Source organism: Burkholderia sp. S171, assembly GCF_009766085.1.
Taxonomy (GTDB): domain Bacteria; phylum Pseudomonadota; class Gammaproteobacteria; order Burkholderiales; family Burkholderiaceae; genus Caballeronia.
The window spans coordinates 348,764-367,915 of record NZ_LMUF01000030.1 but is presented as its reverse complement, the minus strand read 5'-3'; the positions used below and the strand labels follow the sequence as shown (position 1 = coordinate 367,915).

Annotated in this window: 12 protein-coding genes and 2 pseudogenes; 6 read left to right on the top strand and 8 right to left on the bottom strand. The window is 59.4% G+C overall.

Going from position 1 to position 19,152, the window contains the following annotated elements; genetic code table 11:
- Nucleotides 1–225: 225 nt before the first annotated feature.
- From GSQ93_RS15590 to GSQ93_RS15580, 3 genes and pseudogenes are all read right to left on the bottom strand, one after another.
- Entirely contained in the window at nucleotides 226–1,149 is a 924-nt protein-coding gene (locus GSQ93_RS15590) for a spermidine synthase (RefSeq protein WP_158936559.1), read from the bottom strand.
- Nucleotides 1,146–1,619 (bottom strand): DNA-deoxyinosine glycosylase, encoded by a 474-nt coding sequence (locus tag GSQ93_RS15585; protein WP_158936558.1) that lies wholly within the window; start codon nucleotides 1,617–1,619, stop codon nucleotides 1,146–1,148. The genes GSQ93_RS15590 and GSQ93_RS15585 overlap by 4 nt, the downstream gene beginning before the upstream one ends.
- 23 nt (nucleotides 1,620–1,642) lie before the next feature.
- Nucleotides 1,643–2,182: pseudogene (locus tag GSQ93_RS15580) on the bottom strand (chorismate lyase); the annotation flags it as partial.
- A gap of 156 nt (nucleotides 2,183–2,338) precedes the next feature.
- Between GSQ93_RS15580 and GSQ93_RS15575 the strand changes: the two are divergent.
- Nucleotides 2,339–2,596 (top strand): hypothetical protein, encoded by a 258-nt coding sequence (locus GSQ93_RS15575; RefSeq protein ID WP_158936556.1) that lies wholly within the window; start codon nucleotides 2,339–2,341, stop codon nucleotides 2,594–2,596.
- Nucleotides 2,597–2,690: 94 nt separating this feature from the next.
- On the opposite strand, the gene htpG is transcribed toward GSQ93_RS15575, so the two are convergent.
- Together htpG and GSQ93_RS15565 are read right to left on the bottom strand one after the other, a co-directional pair.
- A complete protein-coding gene (gene htpG, locus GSQ93_RS15570; RefSeq protein WP_158936555.1) occupies nucleotides 2,691–4,598 on the bottom strand; it encodes a molecular chaperone HtpG in 1,908 nt (635 codons plus the stop codon).
- Between the two features lie 176 nt (nucleotides 4,599–4,774).
- On the bottom strand, nucleotides 4,775–6,217 hold the full coding sequence (locus GSQ93_RS15565) for a PLP-dependent aminotransferase family protein (protein ID WP_158936554.1): 1,443 nt from the start codon (nucleotides 6,215–6,217) through the stop codon (nucleotides 4,775–4,777).
- A 335-nt stretch (nucleotides 6,218–6,552) separates the two neighbouring features.
- Here GSQ93_RS15565 and GSQ93_RS15560 point away from each other — a divergent pair.
- From GSQ93_RS15560 to GSQ93_RS15545, 4 genes and pseudogenes are all read left to right on the top strand, one after another.
- Nucleotides 6,553–7,203, top strand: a pseudogene (locus tag GSQ93_RS15560) (VOC family protein); the annotation flags it as partial.
- Nucleotides 7,204–7,615: 412 nt separating this feature from the next.
- A complete protein-coding gene (locus GSQ93_RS15555; protein WP_158936552.1) occupies nucleotides 7,616–8,824 on the top strand; it encodes a PLP-dependent aminotransferase family protein in 1,209 nt (402 codons plus the stop codon).
- 84 nt (nucleotides 8,825–8,908) lie between these two features.
- Nucleotides 8,909–9,373 carry a RidA family protein gene (locus GSQ93_RS15550; protein ID WP_158936551.1) on the top strand — a complete coding sequence of 155 codons (465 nt, stop codon included), beginning with the start codon at nucleotides 8,909–8,911 and terminating at the stop codon, nucleotides 9,371–9,373.
- Between the two features lie 606 nt (nucleotides 9,374–9,979).
- On the top strand, nucleotides 9,980–12,385 hold the full coding sequence (locus GSQ93_RS15545) for an EAL domain-containing protein (RefSeq protein WP_158936550.1): 2,406 nt from the start codon (nucleotides 9,980–9,982) through the stop codon (nucleotides 12,383–12,385).
- A 121-nt stretch (nucleotides 12,386–12,506) separates the two neighbouring features.
- Here GSQ93_RS15545 and GSQ93_RS15540 read toward each other — a convergent pair whose 3' ends face one another.
- Entirely contained in the window at nucleotides 12,507–15,551 is a 3,045-nt protein-coding gene (locus GSQ93_RS15540) for an autotransporter domain-containing protein (protein WP_216857624.1), read from the bottom strand.
- Nucleotides 15,552–15,816: 265 nt separating this feature from the next.
- Between GSQ93_RS15540 and GSQ93_RS38520 the strand changes: the two genes are divergently transcribed.
- Nucleotides 15,817–15,942 (top strand): hypothetical protein, encoded by a 126-nt coding sequence (locus GSQ93_RS38520; protein ID WP_301952062.1) that lies wholly within the window; start codon nucleotides 15,817–15,819, stop codon nucleotides 15,940–15,942.
- Between the two features lie 129 nt (nucleotides 15,943–16,071).
- On the opposite strand, the gene GSQ93_RS15535 is transcribed toward GSQ93_RS38520, so the two are convergent.
- Together GSQ93_RS15535 and parC are read right to left on the bottom strand one after the other, a co-directional pair.
- Complete coding sequence (locus GSQ93_RS15535; protein ID WP_158936548.1) at nucleotides 16,072–16,530, bottom strand: CopD family protein; 459 nt, start codon at nucleotides 16,528–16,530, stop codon at nucleotides 16,072–16,074.
- A 239-nt stretch (nucleotides 16,531–16,769) separates the two neighbouring features.
- Entirely contained in the window at nucleotides 16,770–19,082 is a 2,313-nt protein-coding gene (parC, locus tag GSQ93_RS15530) for a DNA topoisomerase IV subunit A (RefSeq protein WP_158936547.1), read from the bottom strand.
- Nucleotides 19,083–19,152: the final 70 nt, after the last annotated feature.

Below are 19,152 nucleotides of genomic sequence, written 5' to 3'. Positions count from 1 at the left end.
CTTATAGCGCCCCGAAATAACACGTGGAGTATATGGACGCAGAAAAGCGGGTCAAGCAGGGCGAACCCGAACCGTAATGACGGAGAACAGCCAGTTGTAATGTCTTCGTTTCTTCGGCTGTGCTCTGTTGGCGCTCTGTTGGCGTTTTGTCTGCGCTTTGTCCGTTCAGACGGCGGGTTCGCCGTCCTATGTCGTTTTGGGCGCTTTAGCTTGGACCCTTGCTGATCAGATAGAGAAGCTGGTTGCGTCGTCCGCGCTGGCGCTGATCGCCAGCCCCTTCACCCATTGACGCGCCGGCAGCTTCAATTCCTTCTCGATCAGTTTCGCCCGCTTTTCGAGTTGCGCGTACGGCACGTCGAGTTCCGGACCCGCGAACGCGATGGCAATGCGATTGCCGTCATGGACTTCAGGCAGCGCGATCACGCGGCCATCGAAGGCTTCGCTCAGGCGCTTCATATTGCGCACGAAGCTCGGATGATCGCCGAACAGATTGACCGTTACCACGCCCGCCGGTGCCGTCAGGCAAGCCCGGCACGCACGATAGAACGAGGTGCTGTCCAGCACGGGGCCCCGCGCGGTGGCATCGTAGACATCGATCTGCAATGCGCCGATGGTCCCGTGATTCGCACGGTCGTTGACGAAGTCCCACGCGTCCTGCTCGTGGACGGTCAGGCGCGCGTCGTCATTCGGCAACTCGAACATCGTGCGCGCCGCTATCACGACGGACGGATTCAGCTCCACCGCTTCCACCTTCGCGCGCTTCAGGAACGCGTGGGCGAACTTGGTCAGCGCGGCGGAGCCGAGTCCGAGTTGCACGATGCGCTTCGGCGTTTCGATGAACAACAACCACGCCATCATCTGCTGAGCGTATTCAAGCTCGATGTGATTCGGCTTCTTCAGGCGCATCGCGCCCTGCACCCATTCGGTGCCGAAATGCAGGAAACGCACACCGCCCTCTTCTGAGAACGTCACGGGCGCGAAACGCGGCTTGCGGGGGACATCGATGCGTGGCGCGTCGTCGAGATCGCGGTCAAGATTGTCGCCGCGCTCGCGCTTCGAGCGCTTGCCGTGCTTCTTGTCTTGCTTGTTTTCACGCTTGCTGCCGAACGCGCGAGCTTCCGCCGACGCGCGTTTGATTAATTGGGTCATTTCAGGATGTCGCGCCAGAAGCGCAATTTTTGATCGAACGAGAGGATAGCATTCGCCGGACTCGACGACGGCAGGACCAGGGTTTCGAAGCCCGCCGCGCGGATCACGGGCTCGAAACGCCCGGAAGTTTTACCGTTGAAGCAGAGCTTTTTGAGTCGCGGCGCATGAAGGCGAAATGCGGCGAAATCGTTGGGGTTGGCGTGGCGTATCGCGGTGTCGAGGCTGCCTTCGCGCTCGCAAGCCGCGAGCACGTCCCATAAGCCGATGCCGTGTGCCAGTAGCTTGAGCACACGTTCATCGTAGGGAAGCTCGTGCAATGGCTCGCCGATCACCGTCCCTACCAGCCGCCAGAACTGGTTACGCGGATGCGCGTAATACTGCGTCGCTACAAGCGATGCCACGCCGGGAAAGCTGCCGAGAACCAGCGTGTGCGTGTTTTCATCGGCGATAGGTGGAAAGCCTTTCAGCATTTTTCGCGACGATCGAGGAAGGTCCAAAGCGCTGGCAGGAAGCATTCCGTCACCATCAACGGCGCGTCCAGTCGTATGAACACCGAACGGCGCGCGACAAAGGAATGCGGTTTCTCATGCAGTATTTGTCGAGCTGCCAGCTTGTATAGCGGATCGCGCGCATCGATCCTTCTGCTCGTGAGCGGCGAGCGCCACACGCTGCTATCGCTATATAGCAACTCTGCAAGCGGACGCGTCCTCAATCGACGCATGGCTTGCCACACGCCCGAACTGGCATAGAGCGGCACCACGCTGTGCGCCGCGACGAACGGCACGCCGTTCACATTCAACACGACTTCGCGGATCCATACCGGCGTGCGCGGCGTGATGTCCAGCGCCGCGGCTTCATCTAGCCACGGTTGCCCGACCGTCTCGCGGGTGACATCGACGGTGACATCGCCCAGTTCACGCAAATGGGCGGTCAGCGAACCGCCGCGCGTGAGCCAGTCTTTCTGATGGGCGGTGAAGGTGGGAAGCGGACGGTCGCGCCAGGCTTGAGTACCGGCAAGAGGAGCTTTTGGCATGCGCGAGATTATAAAACCAGACGCGTATATAGGAGGATTCGTATAGATGTCGGCGTGCGCTCACGAGAAACTGACGAACCGGCCGGTCAATAAACGACGGACCGGCGCTCACGGCAATCTTGTTGCGGGCTATCTATAAAGCATGAGAGGAAACACATGTCGGTCAATACAAAACAAACGTCAAAGGTCGTCGCCACGCTGGCGTCGCATACGCTGCACGACCCGAAGGCGTCGGTGATTGCAAAGAGCCTCGCTGCGTCGGCGTTATCGCAAACGCATACGAAGAATCAAACGGGCGCAGAGATGGAACATAAGGCCGGACAGGTTCTTCACAGCGACAAATATTCAAAGGACACCAAGACGCTAGCGGCGTCGGTCGTCGCGCAAGCCAACAAGGAACGCAAGGCAAAGTAAATCGCGATGTCGCTGAACCTATGAATGACCTGCAATAAAAAACGCGCTGCCAGTTTCCTGGCAGCGCGTTTTTTAACTTCTTCCGAACGCTGACTTATCGCGCCAGCAACAACGCGTTAGTCCGCTTTACAAAGCTCGCAGGATCTTCGAGCGTGCCGCCTTCGGCCAACATGGCTTGATCGAAGAGCAGATGACACCAGTCGCCGAAGTTCGCGTCATCGGCGTGAAGCTTCTTGACCAGCGGATGCTCCGGATTCACCTCCAGGATCGGCTGCATCTGCGGCGCTGCCTGACCGGCTTGCTTCAGCATGCGCTGCAAGTAACCGCTCATGTCGCCGTCATCGGCTACAAGACACGTCGGCGAATCGGTCAGGCGGAACGTCAGGCGCACATCTTTAGCCTTGCCTTCCAGCGCGGCCTTCATGCTTTCCACCAGCGGCTTCAACTCTTCGCCGACCTTCTCCTGCGCCTGCTTTTCTTCGTCGTTCAGCGCACCCAGATCCAGGTCGCCGCGCGCCACGCTTTGCAGCGGCTTGCCATCGAATTCGTTGAGGAACGACAGCATCCATTCATCGACACGATCCGTCAGCAGCAGCACTTCCACGCCCTTCTTGCGGAACACTTCAAGATGCGGGCTGTTCTTCGCGGCCCGCCAAGTGTCAGCCGTGACGTAATAGATCTTCGTCTGCTCGGGCTTCATGCGCGAGACGTAATCCGCGAGCGCCACGGTCTGTTCCGACGACGAATCCGATTGCGTCGATGCAAACCGCACGAGCTTGGCAATACGCTCGCGATTGCCATAATCCTCGCCAATACCTTCCTTGAACACCTGGCCGAACTCTTTCCAGAAGGTGTCGTACTTGGCTTTCTCGGCGTCATCCGTCGCTTCTGCCGACGACGATGCCACTTCTTCCAGCATCGACAAAACGCGCTTCGTCACGCCTTCGCGGATTGCCTTCACATCGCGGCTTTCCTGCAGGATTTCACGCGATACATTCAGCGGTAAATCGGCCGAATCGACCACGCCCTTCACGAAGCGCAAATACGCCGGCACGAGTTGTTCCGCGTCGTCCATGATGAACACGCGCTTCACATACAGCTTCAGTCCGCCTTTGTGATCGCGGTTCCACATATCGAACGGTGCGTGCTTCGGCACGTACAGCAACTGCGTGTATTCGCTACGGCCTTCCACGCGGTTGTGGGTCCATGCGAGCGGATCGTCGTGATCGTGGGAAAGGTGCTGATAGAACTGCTTGTATTGCTCGTCGGTGATCTCGCTCTTCGGACGCGTCCAGAGCGCGCTCGCCTGGTTCACCGTCTCGTCTTCGTCCTTCGTGACCATCTCGGACTTCTCTGCGTCCCACTCTTCCTGCTTCATCAGGATGGGCAGCGCGACGTGATCCGAATACTTCTGGATGATCGACTTCAGCTTGTGCGTGGAGAGGAACTCGTCTTCTTCCGGGCGCAGATGCAGCGTGATGCTCGAACCGCGTTGCGCGCGCTCGATCTGTTCGACGACGAAATCGCCTTCGCCGGCGCTTTCCCAGCGCACGCCTTCGCTTGCTGGCAAACCGGCGCGACGCGTTTCAACCGTGATCTTGTCGGCGACAATGAAACCCGAGTAAAAGCCCACGCCAAACTGGCCGATCAACGCAGCGTCTTTCTGCTGGTCGCCGGAGAGTTTCGAGAAGAATTCCTTCGTGCCCGAGCGCGCGATCGTACCGAGATTCGAGATCGCTTCGTCGCGGCTCATGCCAATGCCGTTGTCGTCGATAGTCACGGTGCGCGCCGCTTTATCGTACGAAATGCGAATACGCAGATCCGGATCGTTCTCGTACAGCGCACTATTTTCGATACCTTCAAAACGCAGCTTGTCCGCCGCGTCCGATGCGTTCGAAATCAGCTCGCGAAGGAAAATTTCCTTGTTGCTGTAAAGCGAATGGATCATCAGGTGCAGAAGTTGTTTCACTTCTGCCTGAAAGCTCATGGTTTCTTGTGCCATGGTCGGTTCCTCTGGTTGTGTCTGATGTTGACGGGTTTTTTTAACGGCGGCGATGCACCCTGCAGCCGGAATGCATCGCGCGAATTCTGCGAAACATGAGGTCGCCCGCGATAATTTCAAGAGGTCGAACCGCCTCGCGGCACCTCTTGATTGCACTTGAGCGTGCTGCGGCAGCGCTACCCGACGCGATCCGAGTAGGCGGAGAGCATCGCGGGCAGGCCCGGATCGCCGCAATTCGCGATGTTGAAGCGCATCCACGTGCTGGGAAGTTGATGCGGGGAAAACAGGCTGCCGGGCGTCAGCAAGAAGCCGGCTTCGTGTCCGGCGGCGGCGAGCCCCTCGGAGTCCACGCCGGTATCGGCCCATAAAAACATGCCCGCCGATGGCACCAGATACGGCTTGTAGCCGACTTTTTCGAACATCCGGACGGTTTTCTCCCGGACCCCGTCCAGTTTTGCACGCAGCCGTTCGACGTGACGCCGGTAGTGGCCGTCGGTGAGCACTTTGTACAGCACGCGCTCGTTAAGTTCGGGGCTCGTCATGCCGACCAGCATTTTCTGATCGGCAATAGCATTCGCCACTTCAGGCGCCGCGGCGACATAACCCACGCGCAGGTTCGGCGCGAGCGTCTTCGAATAACTGTTGAGGAAAATCACCCGCTTCAGTTGGTCGAGGCTCGCGAGGCGCGTCGCGGGGAAATTGGTCGGGCAGAGATCACCGTAGATATCGTCTTCCACGACGATGAAATCGTAGGTTTCCGCGAGTTGCAGGATGCGAAACGCCTGCGCCGCGGTCAGCGACGTGCCGGTGGGATTCTGCAGCACGGAATTGATCACGAGCATCTTCGGGCGCCAGGTCTGGACCATGGCTTCGAGCGCGTCGAGATCGGGCCCATCCGGCGTGTAAGGCATGCCGACAAGCCGCGCGCCCTGCGCCACGAAGCGGCCGAACATCTGGAACCAGGCGGGGTCGCCAACTATGACCGTGTCGCCGGGTTTGACGAAGACCCGCGCGATCAGGTCAATAGCCTGCGTCACGCCCGACACCATCACGATTTGCTCCGTCGACGCACCTATTTCCAGCTCTTCCAGCCGAGTCTGGATTTGCTGACGCAGCGGCAGGAATCCTTGCGCCGAGCCAAAGCCGAGCATTTGCGCACCGCTTTGCCGGCTCATCGAGCGCAGCGCGCCGGTCAGCAGTTCGCCATTCAGCCAGCTGGAAGGCAGATAACCGATGCCCGGCCCTTTCGCCGGACTCGACGTATGCAGCATGTTGCGCAGCAGCCAGACCACATCGATGGTGCTAGGCACCGGTGCGCGCTCAGTGGCCAGTGTCGGGTGGACGTGGGAATCGTTGGAACTGGTCCGGTCGCGCACGAAAAACCCGGAGCCGCGCCGCGAGTCGAGATAACCGTGCGCGACTAGCCGTTCGTACGCCTCGACCACCGTGAAGCGCGACACGCCCTTGTCCACCGCGAGTTTGCGGATGGACGGCATACGCATGCCGGGACGAAACACCCGTTCGTCAATACGGCGCCGGCCCCACTGGACCAACTGGTCGACGAGCGTCAGTTGAGGCGCGCCGTGCGGCGCGGGAATCTGGTCGAGCGGGACTGACATGTCAGGTTCCATCGGGATTGAATGCGTTCGATGACTGTACCGCAGAGTATCGGATCGATTGTACCGTTACTGTTACGGTCGTTGCCGATACATTTAAGACTGGGACGATGGGTAAACTTGGCGGTTTTTGCACCCGTTTCATGCGCTTTCACCGTTGCAGAGGGCGTTCCGGACCGGTTTTCGGCCGCTTCGAGTTGTCTGCCGGTTGTGCGCCGATCGTCTGGCCAAATACCCGGCCAGATGGCTAACGCAGCGGCACGGCCAAGCGGAACGGGTATGCTGACGAGCTTAGCCGGCGTTGTCCGGGCAATTTTCCTTCACGCTATTCGTGCACTATGACCGCTTATCCGCTGCAACTCGATCACCTCGTTATCGCCGCCCGCACGTTGGAAGAAGGCGCGGACTTTATCGCCGCGAAACTGGGCGTCGAGATGACCGGCGGCGGTGCGCATCCGCTGATGCGCACGCATAACCGCCTGCTGAATCTGTGGGGTGGCGCGTATCTCGAGGTGATCGCGATCGACCCGGATGCTGCTGTTATTGATACGCCACGGCCTCGCCTCTTTGCTCTGGACGACCCGGCGCAGCGCTTACGTCTCGACGCCGGTCCGCAACTCGTGCATTGGGTTGTGCGGGTGAACCGGCCGAAGCTGCTGACGCGCTGGCAGGCGCAGTACCCGGAGCGTATCCCGGCAGTGGTGGCCATGACGCGCGGCGGGAACGCATGGAATCTCACCATTCCCGCCGATGGCGCTTTCCCCGCGTGGCAGGATGCCGGCGACGGGCTTTTGCCATCGCTGATCCAGTGGGACACGCCGCAGCATCCGAGCGAATCGTTACCGGAAACGGGTATCGCACTGAAGTCGCTGACGGGATTTCATCCGCGTGCGCACCTGATCTCCGAGCAACTGGCATGGCTCGGTGTGTCGCATCTGATGCAGGTCGAGGTGACGGCGGGTGCGCCGGTACTCGTCGCGGAGTTTGAACTGGCGGATGCCTCCATTGTTACGCTGGGGGAATCGGCGGAATCAATCGATGCGGCAAAACAGGCGGAGATCACGCCAGCCAAGCCGGCCCGCAAGCGCGCGAAGAGCAAGAAGACTGAGGACGCAACCGCAGCGAATGACACGGACGCGCCCGAGGAAACGGCCGAGCCGGCGCAAGACGAAACAATGCAGGAAGACCAGCGCTAGACCATCCGGCGTGCTTCGTAGCTGTGCTGGTTTGACAATCGACCGCCGCCACCGGAGCATCGGGCACGCCATAATAAGCGTCTGCCGCCGTACCCCGATTGCAATGGATTGCACGCAGTACGCAGGACCTTATTCAGAACATCGTGCAGTATTTATCAACCCGCAAACGCATTAGAACCGCTTACCGAGACCAACCGAGGACCCCATGAATCAAGCCGACCTTCAAGCCAAGCCGTGGCAGCTTTCCGAACGTGCGAGAAAGCTCACCAGTTCGGCCATTCGCGAAATCCTGAAGGTCACCGAGCGGCCCGAGGTCATTTCGTTCGCGGGCGGATTGCCGTCGCCGGCTACGTTTCCAGTTGAAGAAATGCGCGTGGCGTGTGACCGCATCCTGCGCGACAGCCCCGCCGCCGCACTGCAATACAGCGCCACCGAAGGTTATCTGCCGCTGCGCGAATGGGTCGCGCAACGCTACTCGGTCAACGGCGCGTCGATCCGGCCATCGCAAGTGCTGATCACAACCGGCTCGCAACAAGCGCTCGACCTGCTCGGCAAGGTGCTGATCGATCCCGCCAGCCGCGTACTGGTCGAAACGCCTACGTATCTCGGCGCGCTGCAGTCTTTTTCAATGTACGAGCCAAACTACGTGCAAGTCCCGACCGACGAGCACGGCTTGATCCCGTCCTCGCTCGACGCCGCGCTGACGGCCGATGCTCGCCTCTTGTACGCGCAGCCGAATTTCCAGAATCCGACGGGCCGTCGCCTGTCGCTGGAACGCCGCACTGCGCTGGCCGCGTTTGCGCAACGCGCAGGCTTCCCGGTGATTGAGGACGATCCGTACGCCGCACTCGACTACGCCGGCACACCGCTGCCGACCATGCTGTCGATGGCGCCCGATCACATCGTGCACCTGGGTTCGTTCTCGAAGGTCCTGTCGCCCGGCATGCGCGTGGGTTACATCATTGCGCCCGAAGAGTTGCACTTCAAGCTGGTGCAGGCGAAGCAGGCAACCGACCTGCATACGCCGAGCCTCACGCAGCGCATCGTGCACGAGGTCGTCAAGGACGGCTTTCTCGAGACGCATATCCCGAAGATCCGCGCGCTGTATCGTGATCAATGCGCGGCCATGCTGGCGTCGCTCGAACAGCACATGCCGGCGGGCGTTGAATGGAACCGTCCGGAGGGTGGCATGTTCGTGTGGGTCAAGCTTCCGAAACACGCCAATAAGCACATCGATACAATGAAGCTGCTCGAGCAGTCAATCGAGCAGCACGTCGCGTTCGTGCCGGGCGGTCCGTTCTTCGCGAATGAAGCAGAACACAACACGCTGCGCCTGTCGTTCGTGACCGTGCCGCCGGCGAAAATCGACGAAGGTGTCGCCAAGCTCGGTGCGCTGATCCGCGCGCTGGTCTGATCTCGTTGCATTAAAGCGGGCCGCGGCGGGACGTCTGCCTCGGCGCGCTCTCGCGTCATCCTTTCCATTTTTAGGGAATACCCCATGGCCCAACTGAACGTCTACGACAAGCTGAAGGAACTCGGCATCGAATTGCCGACAGCCGGCGCGCCCGCCGCCGCCTACGTGATGAGTGCGCAAAGCGGCAACACGGTTTATCTGTCCGGCCACATCGCGAAGAAGGACGGCAAGGTGTGGGCAGGCAAACTGGGCGCTACGCTCACGACCGAGGAAGGCCGCGCCGCCGCACGCTCCATCGCCATCGACCTGATCGCGACGCTGCACGCGCATGTCGGTGACCTGAATAAGGTGACGCGCATCGTGAAGGTAATGAGCCTCGTCAACTCCACGTTCGAGTTCACCGAGCAGCATCTGGTGACCAATGGCGCGTCCGAGTTGATAGCCGATATTTTCGGTGAGGCCGGCAAACATGCACGCTCGGCATTTGGCGTAGCGCAAATTCCGCTTGGCGCGTGCGTCGAAATTGAATTGATTGCGGAAGTGAGCTGAAACCGCCGCGTTAAACGCTTAAGAAGCATAAATCGCTGCAACGAATTTTAGTCTTGCTCTTAATCCCGATGCCACTTGGCGTCGGGATACAAATTACCGCATTTTTGTTCGCTTAAATTCACATTGACGAAACGAACGCCGCCCGTCCAAAGCCCCTCCAGATAAGCGTCCCAGCCTATCCGTGTATACCTCGATACTTCGCCTCGCCGCCACGCTTCCTTAAATGAGTCGCCTTCAGTAATATCTAAGCGGGTTGTCATTGGTATTATCTGGCTCAGCCGCCATTATGGAAATCAGCCTCACGCGGGGGAGACTGGATAACCAGCGGCACCGGTCAACCCGGGTCAACGCCGAACGGAGTTCTAAAAGCGGCAACACCAAAACCATCGAAATCGAAATGAAAGCGTGCTTGACGCGCCCGTCGGCCCTAACCTGGAAAGAGGGGCTGCAAATAATTCGAACGATGGCCCGGATTTATCGGGAATCGGCAATAATGCCCCGCCTCACCGGCATTGAACGCGCTTCAGCAATGCCGACACCCATTTGTGTTGTTCCGGACGCATTACCGGCTCAACCCGTCACAGGGTCCATGGACTGACCAAACCCATGAATCGATCACGGCCCAAAGCGCCACGCGACATGAAACAAGCGGATTTTCCGCGACGGCGCCGCGCATTGTTCGCCATTCCGGCGTTGGGCGCGCTCGTGCTCGTCCTGCTGTGGACGGTGATCTTCGCGCGCCTGTCGGTTGAGCGCGATGCCGCCACGCACGCGTCAATGGCCTCAGCGGCCATTCTTTCGTCCGCGCTCGAGCAGCACACGATCAAAGCCATTCACCAAGTCGACCAGATCACGCGTTTCGTCAAATACGAGTTCGAAAAGACCCCTGGACAGTTCAACCTCGCGAGCACGGTTGAAAAAGGCGTGGTGCAGAGCGACACGTTGGTGCAAGTCTCGTTGATCGATGAACACGGCATGCTGATCGGGTCCACGACGGGCGCCATATCGAAACCTGTCGATCTTTCCGATCGCGAACATTTCCGGATTCACGCGCTTTCCAACGACGACCTGCTCTACATCAGCAAGCCCGTCCTGGGCCGCGTCTCCCGGCAATGGACGCTGCAGATCACGCGCCGCCTGAACCATCCCGACGGCTCGTTCGCGGGCGTCGTGGTGGTGTCGGAGGATCCCAGCTACTTCACGAGCGACTTCTACAACGTGGCGTCGATCGGACGCGACGGCGTGGTCGCCGTGATTTCGGACAACGGCTCGGTGCTCGCACGCAGCACCGGCGTGGGTGCAAGCACGGCGTCCGGCAAACCCGAAGGACTTCCGATCAAAACGGCCAACGGTGGCGCCGCCCCGCAAGGCGCGTTCACGGCAAGCGGCGTGTACCCGACCTCCGAGCACGCATCCGGCATCTATGTCGATCCGATCGACAACGTCACGCGCATCGTTTCGTATCGGCACATAGATGGCTATCCGCTCGGTGTGCTTGTCGGGCTGTCGCAGGCCGAGGAATTCACCGACTTCAATCACACGCGGCGTGTTTATCTGTTGATGGCGACCTTCATCTCGCTCGCCATGCTCGGATTTTTTGCGGTAGCGACCGGGTTGATCGGCAAGCTGCTCGGGCGTGAGCGCGAGATGACGCATCTGGTTGAATACGATTTGCTGACCGGTCTGCGAAACCGTTATTCCACGCTGCAAATGCTGCGTCACGACGTTGCCAAGCCGGAGAACGTCGGCCATCTTGCGCTGCTTTTCATCGATCTCGACAACTTCAAGACCGTCAACGACACCCTCGGCCATAACGCCGGCGACATCGTCTTGCAGATGACCGCGTCGAGGCTGGCGGAAACGGTCAGCGACAATGGCACGCTGTCGCGCATTGGCGGCGACGAATTCGTCGTGGTGGTCAAGGGCGCCGACGTCGAGCGGCAAGCGGTTGAACTGGCGGAAGCGGTTTCGCATATGTTCGCGACGCCTTTCGACGTGCGCGGCAGCGCCTTCGTGTTGCACGCGAGCATTGGCATTGCGTTGTATTCAGTGTCGAGCGAGAGCGAAATCGACTTGCTGAAGAAGGCCGACTTGGCCATGTACAGCGCGAAGGATGCGGGCAAGAACTGCTATCAATTCTATTCGCCGCAGTTATCGCATCGCGCCGATCATTTGATGAAGTGGGAACAGCAATTACGCGTCGCTTTGGCTCAGGATCAATTGTTCCTCGCTTATCAGCCAAAGATCGATCTGACCCGGCGATGTATCACAGGTTTCGAAGCGTTGGCGCGATGGAATCATCCGCAGCACGGTCTGATTCCCGCTAACGAGTTCATTCCGGTCGCGGAATCGACGGGACTGATCGTGCCTATCGGTGACTTCGTGATTCATACAGCTTGCCGGCAATTGGCCATCTGGCAGCGTCAAGGGTATGACGGGTTGTCGCTCGCGGTGAATATCTCGGCAGTGCAGTTCTGGCGTGGGGATTTGCTTGAGACGGTAGCGGCCGCTATTCGCGAAAGCGGTATTGCGCCGGGCAAACTCGAACTCGAGATTACCGAAACTGTGATGATGGAATTTCCGGATATCGTCGCGGAAAAGATTTCGGCGTTGAAGCGGCTCGGCGTCAGGATCGCACTGGATGATTTCGGTACCGGATATTCGTCGCTGTCTTATCTAAACCGTTTTGCCGTCGATACGCTGAAAGTCGACCGGTCATTTATCCAGGCTATTCCACACGATCGCAGCGTCTGCGTGATGGTGTCTGCAATCGTTAATCTCGCCCGGTCGCTGGGATTGACAGTTGTGGTTGAAGGGACCGAAACCGAGGAGCAGGTTGCATGGTTGTCCCGGCTTGGGCCGATCGAGGCACAAGGCTTTCTCTTTTCTCGCGCGGTTCCGGCAGACGGTGTGCAGGCGCTACTCGACCGGTTTGGAGTCTGCGGCCTGGGGCTGATGGCGGACGTAGCGGCCCTGCCGTTGGGGGAAGCCCCGTCTAATGCCGTGGATTGATCCCGTGTGGGTCGATTCGCACGCGAAGACAGGCGGGGCTGCGTTTGGCAGTCGGACTCAATTCACGTGCGCGCAGCGCGAGGAACGCTCAGGTATGTTGCATCAGGTTTCCGGGCGTCAGTCACCACCGGTAATCGACGCCTGCGCTTCCCGCGTGTGTGTGCCCACCGCCGCCGAATTCACCGTCATAGCGCAAAAAGGCGTGGATTTGCCGACCCAATTCCACTCGCGCTCCAAGACCGACCTGTGTCATATCTCGCGCCGGTCCGCTGCCGTGAACTGTAAAACCACTATCGCTTGCGCCTTCGAAGCGCGCGTTAATCGCTTGTGTCTGCGTGCCATATTGATGAGCCCAGGCCAGTTGCCCGTTCAAGCTCAAGGCGCGGCCAAGCCAATCGACGTCTTTGCGCCATTGAGCACCGAGTAGCGACCGCATTGAATTCGTCGTATTCCCGGAGACGGCCAGATTCACCGAGTCTGCTCCGGTTTCAGTAAATCCAGGACTCTCCACGCTCTGCATTTCAAGCGCCACGAACGGCGTGAATACACCGAATTTTGCTATTGGCAGATCCACCCCGTTACGTAGCGATGCGAAGTACTGGTTTCCATCAGCGTTTCCAAGCGCTGTGCGCGGGGTATCGGTGAAAAAGAGGGAACGTTTCATTTCATCGTCATTGCGCGCATAGCCAATCGTGGCGTTGATCCAATAAGCTCCCGGCGCGTAACTGCCGTACAGCGCACCCTGATAGCTATCGAATTGGCCGTGTACAGGCAGCGTGTCGGTTGACGTATTACCGTGGATAGCGACCAACGCGGCTCCCAGCGTGAGCTTCGGCGCGACGCGATAGTCGATGCCGGATATCACGCCCGCCAGACTTGTTTGCTGGCTAAGCCACGTGTCATACCCGCCTGTCTTGCCAGTGCTGCCGAGCACGGTGATCCACGAACATGCCCGCTCCCCGCTTGCAGACAATGCAGTCGCCTCGCCTGCAGCACATGCACCCGCGGTACGTGCCACGGTCAATCTTGTATCGATTGCATCCATGCCCAGCCGCGCGGCTTCGAAATGTGCGTTTGGGAACGCCGTATAGGCTTCCGCGCCCAGTTGGTCGAGCGCTGCGTAAGCCGATGAACCTTCGAGGTTCACCAGGTCACCCGCGACGGACAGAAAGTCGCGAGTTGGCAGAGCCCCCGTGCCGATGCCTGCTACACCGTGATCGAGCGCCGCCTCGACCGCTATCTGGTTCGGCGTGCCACCGGCGAACTGGAAGCCGCGTTGTACGTGAATGTATGCATTGTTCGCGTCGTAGACTAACGATGGCGAGTCAAATGGGTTAACCGTTGTGATGCCCGAGAAAGTTCCGTTTAGACCAGAAGTTGTACTAATTATCTTGTACGTGTCAGTTGGCGTGAACAATCCGGCGCGCAACCGTGCTTGTACTGTGCCACCCTGTAGCGTTGCGGTGCCATCGACGCTGATGAGGTCGATTCCTTGCGGCGAAACATTGGCTTCGTAGCGGCTGCCGGCGGTCTGGATGTATGAGCCGGCGACTGACAGCGTGCCGATCGCCAAAGGCTGAAGACCTGTTGTTGTCGCGGTGCTCGTCACGCCCGGTGCAATGACGCCTTGCACCGTGAGCGCACCATTCAAGGTTCCGGTTCCAGTTAGGGTGGCTCCCGGAGCGACGGTTATCACCGGGCTGGTCAAGGCACCCGTCAGCCTCAAGGTGCCACTTTCGATTGCGCTTGAGCTACCTATCTGAACGGAACTGGACACGGTCCAGTCACCGCCTTGCATCGCGAGCGTGGAAAAGCCGTAGGTGCGACTGGACAGTGTTCCCGAACCCTGTAAGACCAGCGCATTCGCCGAACCGCTTCCGCCATCGAGGTCGCCTGATATCTGACTGCCGCTGTCGAGCGTCAGTCGATTATTCGACCCTGTAAAACTAACCGCGGCGCCATTTCCGATCAAGGTTCCGGCGTTATAGAGTGAGACATTCGAACCAGCCTGTACAGCGACACCCGCTGCACTTTTAATCGATCTACCTTGTTTGTTCTGAAGCGTCGTAGGGCCCGTTGGTGCACCGATCGTAATCCCGGCGCCGTTCCCACTCGTCGCCGCAATGAAACCTGAGTTGATAATCGAAACATTCGAACCAGCCTGCACGGCATCGCCCGCTGCACTCGTAATCGATCCACCCCGCTCGTTCGTCAAACTCGCCGCGCCGGTTAACGCATTGATCGTAATCGCGGCTGCGTTCCCGCCGGTCGCTGCAATAGAACCTGCGTTGCTAATGCTCGTTCCCGCACCGTTCGCGACCACCGCGGCGGCACCATCTGCACTGCTACTTATTGATCCACTATTGACTACACGGCTCGAATTATTGACCGACACTGCGCTTCCCGACGAATCGAAAATCCCGCCGCCGGACACTACCTCGATATCGAGCCCCGTTGCCCCCGGTGTCGCCATGAGACTGCCGCTCAAGTGCCCTGCCATCTCCACGCCTCCGCCGCTCACGAGCCATGTCTGCGCGGCGACATTGGTGCCGGTGAAAGTCCAAATGCCCGGATCGTTCTTTTGCAGGATGTTGAAGCCACGATATTGCTCGGTCGAGCCCAGGCTCGACATATCGAATCTTCCCGCACTGGTACCATCAAGAATCAGCGTATTGGTTGTGGATACGCCATGCGCACTCGCATCGACAATACCGGTAATCGCTGAGGTGCCCGCCAGGATGAGCGTGTTGTCGTCCGGGCCGAAGAGAATCGCCGTGCCCCCTTGCCCGACGATGGTGCCGCTATTGGAAACCACGCTGCCCGTTCCGGTTGCTCCAACTGTCAAATCGATAGCCGTACCATTCAACGAAGTAATCAGCCCGGCGTTCTGGACCGTCGTCGCCGAATTAGCGAGAATGCCCGGACCATAAGCCGCGATTCTTCCAGTGGCGAGATTGGTCACCGCCCCCCCACTCGGCAAGTGAACGCCCGACTGGGCTTTCGTTATATCCGGTGCCGAGCCGCCAATGTCTCCGCCATTGGTCACCGAGCTGGTTGCGCTATTAGCGTAGATGCCATCTAGCCGGCCCACGATCGTGGAACCAGCCGAATTGGTCACATCACCGCCGCCGAATAGAGCGATGGACGTGGTGGCCCTGCTAATCATTGATCCATTATTGACAAGCACGACGGGGCTGTCGAACTCAGCCGCGTTATAACCCCCCGTGACAGTCCCGTTATTAGTCAGTACCCATGTGGCTGGACGGATGGAACTCCCGTAAATCCCAATGGTGGCCTGCGCAGTGGTATCAATATCCGCGCCGGCAATGACGTTGTACGGGTTGCCAGCGGGAGTCAATGCATAGCCGGTCTGAGAACTTTCAAGATCGGTTGCACGAGCTTGCTCAGCAACGCAATTGACCAGGATCAGAATGGATATTCGAATGATTAAAGCGCCCAGCCAGCCATGCCCGGTTTTAGATCCGGACAACGAACAACGCGGGCATCCTCTTGCTGACACGATCGAAGCACGCATTGCCCATTTCCCGGACGATTAAATCCCAGCACTCTAGACCGTCGCGAAGGTATTGACCATGACCCGGAATACCTTCAAACACGGAATGAAATGCTGAGACTGACCGCTGCAATCCGTCATTCGTTTCTGCGACGGTTTGTGCAATAACGCGCTACATTCCCCGCGATAAAACCGCCGCGCCGATTGTCACCACGCCCAGCACGATATTGACCAGCACCAGCCTTCTGATGGTACCCACCGCTCTCGCGCCATCCGGCCAGTTTTGCGATTGCACGGCACGGCGGATTTTCGGGAATACGCCAAAGCGGATATGGCCGAAAATCAGCATCATCACGATGCCGAGACCTGCCATGGTGTGTAACGGCAACGCCGCGTGGGCGCCGCCGAATTGCGTCAACAAAAAGCCGCCGGTCAGCAAAATCACCAGCACCGATGCCGCCACCCAGTTGAAAAATCGAGCGAATACCGACTCCCATAGCGGCAATCTCAATTGCGGCGACAAATCCGCTATTGCCGGCCGCAGACAGAAGTGAGCAAAAATCATCCCGCCAATCCAGACCGCCACTCCCAACAAGTGCAGGAACAGCGCTACTTCAATCGCTTTATTCATTAACGTTCCTAAATGCAGGTGAATCACCGGTTCTAACTGCCGGGCCAAGCGCTTAATCGACCAAGTAATCGCCCAAGCGCTTATCCGCCACCTCGCCCGCCGTCTTTTCAGTTTCTATAAGGTTTGGGCGTTCGACTCAGCGAGACGGAGCCAGTTCAAGTATTTTCAAGGTAAACAAACGCCCCGGGCCGGCTTAGCCAACCCGGGGCGCGTTATTACGCGTACTTGCGCATCGGTTATCAGCCTTCGAACACCGGCCGCAACTCCGTCACCTTGATGGTGGACTCGGGCGCACGGCCTTTGCGCGCCCGTTTGCCTACGTGCGCTTCCAGGGCCGCCCCGCCAAGTTTCTCGTCACGTGCCTTGCCGCCCCGGCCCGTGCCGATCAGCACCAGCCCGCGTGCGTCGATAGCCAGCGCCTGCCGCAACGTCTCCTTCGGATCGAGCGCCATCAAAATGACACCACGGCCGCCGCCCGACAAGGTCTTCATCTCGTCGATTTCAAATACCAGCAGGCGCCCATTACTCGACAAGCACGCGACCTTCTTGGCGCTTGGCAGCACCGGCATGGGCGTGAGCGGCGTCGCGCCTTCGTCGATGGTCATGAACGACTTGCCCGCCTTCACCCGGCTCACCATGTCGCCCAGCTTGGCCATGAAACCAAAGCCGTTACTCGATGCCAGCAGCAACGGCTGCTCAACCGAAGCGGCAAAATAATGCAGCAGGTGCGACCCCGACTCGAGTTCGATCAGGGACGTGACCGGCACGCCGTCGCCGCGCCCGCCCGGCAGGATCGCGACCGGCACGGAGTACACGCGCCCATTGCTGCCCCACGCGATCAGCATGTCCGGCGTACGCGCCTGGAACGCGGCGTAAATACCGTCGCCGGCCTTGAACTGGAAGCTGGCGGGATCGAGACCATGCCCCTTCAACGCCCGCACCCAGCCCTTCTGCGACACCACCACCGTCACCGGCTCGTCGACCACGCGCACCTCGAACGTCGCCCGCTTTTCCGGCTGGATCAACGTGCGGCGATCGTCGCCATATTGCTTGGCGTCGGCTTCGATCTCCTTGATCAGCAGCCGTTTCATGGAAGCGTCGCTGTTGAGCAATTCTTCGAGCTTTTCCTTCTCGCTGCGCAATTCCTTCAGTTCCTGCTCGATCTTGATTGCTTCGAGCCGCGCCAGTTGCCGCAAACGGATTTCAAGAATGTCGTCGGCCTGACGCTCGCTGAGGTTGAACCTGTCCATCAGCGCTTGCTTCGGATCGTCGGCTTCGCGGATGACACGAATCACTTCATCGATATTCAGAAAGACGATCATCCGCCCTTCAAGAATATGAATCCGGTCGTTCACCTTCCCCAACCGGTGCTGCGTGCGGCGCGTAACCGTCGTGAAGCGGAAGCCGACCCATTCGTGCAGGATCTCGCCAATGCTTTTCTGGCGCGGCCGGCCGTCCGCACCGATCATCACCAGGTTGATCGATGCATTCGACTCCAGGCTCGTGTGCGCGAGCAGCGAATTCACGAACTCGGTCTGATCGATACGGCTCGACTTCGGCTCGAACACAAGCCGCACCGGCGCGTCGCGGCCGGATTCGTCGCGAACCGTGTCGAGCAAGGCGAGCAGCGTCTGCTTGGTCTGCAACTGATCGGGACTCAGCGCTTTCTTGCCGAGCTTGATCTTCGGGTTCGTCAGTTCCTCGATCTCCTCGAGCACCCGCTGGCCCGACGTGCTCGGCGGCAATTCCGTGATGACCAGTTGCCACTGACCGCGCGCCATCTCTTCGATCTTCCAGCGCGCCCGCACCTTCAGGCTGCCGCGGCCAGTTTCATAAGCCGCCGCAATCTCGGCCTGAGTCGAAATAATCTGGCCGCCGCCCGGAAAATCCGGACCGGGAATCAGCTCGACCAGCCGTGCATGATCGATCTTCGGATCGCGGATCATCGCAACCGCGGCCGCCGCGACTTCACGCAGATTGTGCGAAGGAATCTCGGTCGCCATCCCCACGGCAATACCCGACGCGCCGTTCAGCAGCACGAACGGCAGGCGCGCGGGTAAAAGCTTCGGTTCCTGGAACGAACCGTCGTAGTTCGGCATGAAATCGACGGTACCCATGTCGATTTCATCCAGCAGCAATTTCGCGATCGGGGTGAGACGCGCTTCCGTGTAACGCATGGCGGCCGCGCCGTCACCGTCACGCGAGCCGAAGTTGCCCTGCCCGTCGATCAACGGATAGCGCATCGAAAACGCCTGCGCGAGACGCACGAGCGCGTCGTAGGCCGACTGATCGCCGTGCGGATGGTATTTACCCAGCACGTCACCCACCACGCGAGCCGACTTCACCGGCTTGGCGTTGTTGGCGAGGCCCATCTCGTTCATCGCGAACAGGATGCGGCGCTGCACGGGTTTCTGGCCATCGGAGACGTCGGGCAGCGCCCGGCCTTTGACCACGCTCACCGCATAGTCGAGATACGCACGCTCGGCGTAATCGCCGAGCGTCAGTTTTTCGCCTTCGGGCGCGGCTTCTTGGTCCGCGAAGAGATCGTCCATCAGATTTCCAGTGTTATGCGTTGACGAAGTTCAGAGTGTGCATACAGCATCAGCGTCAGGTCGGGCGTCA

Excerpts from the sequence above, each read along its gene's own strand:
- GSQ93_RS15565 (WP_158936554.1), bottom strand. The coding sequence starts at position 6,217 with ATGTCAGTCCCGCTCGACCAGATTCCCGCGCCGCACGGCGCGCCTCAA.
- GSQ93_RS38520 (WP_301952062.1), top strand. The coding sequence starts at position 15,817 with ATGGATATTCGAATGATTAAAGCGCCCAGCCAGCCATGCCCGGTTTTA.
- GSQ93_RS15545 (WP_158936550.1), top strand. The coding sequence starts at position 9,980 with ATGAATCGATCACGGCCCAAAGCGCCACGCGACATGAAACAAGCGGAT.
- htpG (WP_158936555.1), bottom strand. The coding sequence starts at position 4,598 with ATGGCACAAGAAACCATGAGCTTTCAGGCAGAAGTGAAACAACTTCTG.
- GSQ93_RS15540 (WP_216857624.1), bottom strand. The coding sequence starts at position 15,551 with ATGATTAGCAGGGCCACCACGTCCATCGCTCTATTCGGCGGCGGTGAT.
- GSQ93_RS15590 (WP_158936559.1), bottom strand. The coding sequence starts at position 1,149 with ATGACCCAATTAATCAAACGCGCGTCGGCGGAAGCTCGCGCGTTCGGC.
- GSQ93_RS15550 (WP_158936551.1), top strand. The coding sequence starts at position 8,909 with ATGGCCCAACTGAACGTCTACGACAAGCTGAAGGAACTCGGCATCGAA.
- GSQ93_RS15575 (WP_158936556.1), top strand. The coding sequence starts at position 2,339 with ATGTCGGTCAATACAAAACAAACGTCAAAGGTCGTCGCCACGCTGGCG.
- GSQ93_RS15585 (WP_158936558.1), bottom strand. The coding sequence starts at position 1,619 with ATGCTGAAAGGCTTTCCACCTATCGCCGATGAAAACACGCACACGCTG.
- GSQ93_RS15535 (WP_158936548.1), bottom strand. The coding sequence starts at position 16,530 with ATGAATAAAGCGATTGAAGTAGCGCTGTTCCTGCACTTGTTGGGAGTG.
- parC (WP_158936547.1), bottom strand. The coding sequence starts at position 19,082 with ATGGACGATCTCTTCGCGGACCAAGAAGCCGCGCCCGAAGGCGAAAAA.
- GSQ93_RS15555 (WP_158936552.1), top strand. The coding sequence starts at position 7,616 with ATGAATCAAGCCGACCTTCAAGCCAAGCCGTGGCAGCTTTCCGAACGT.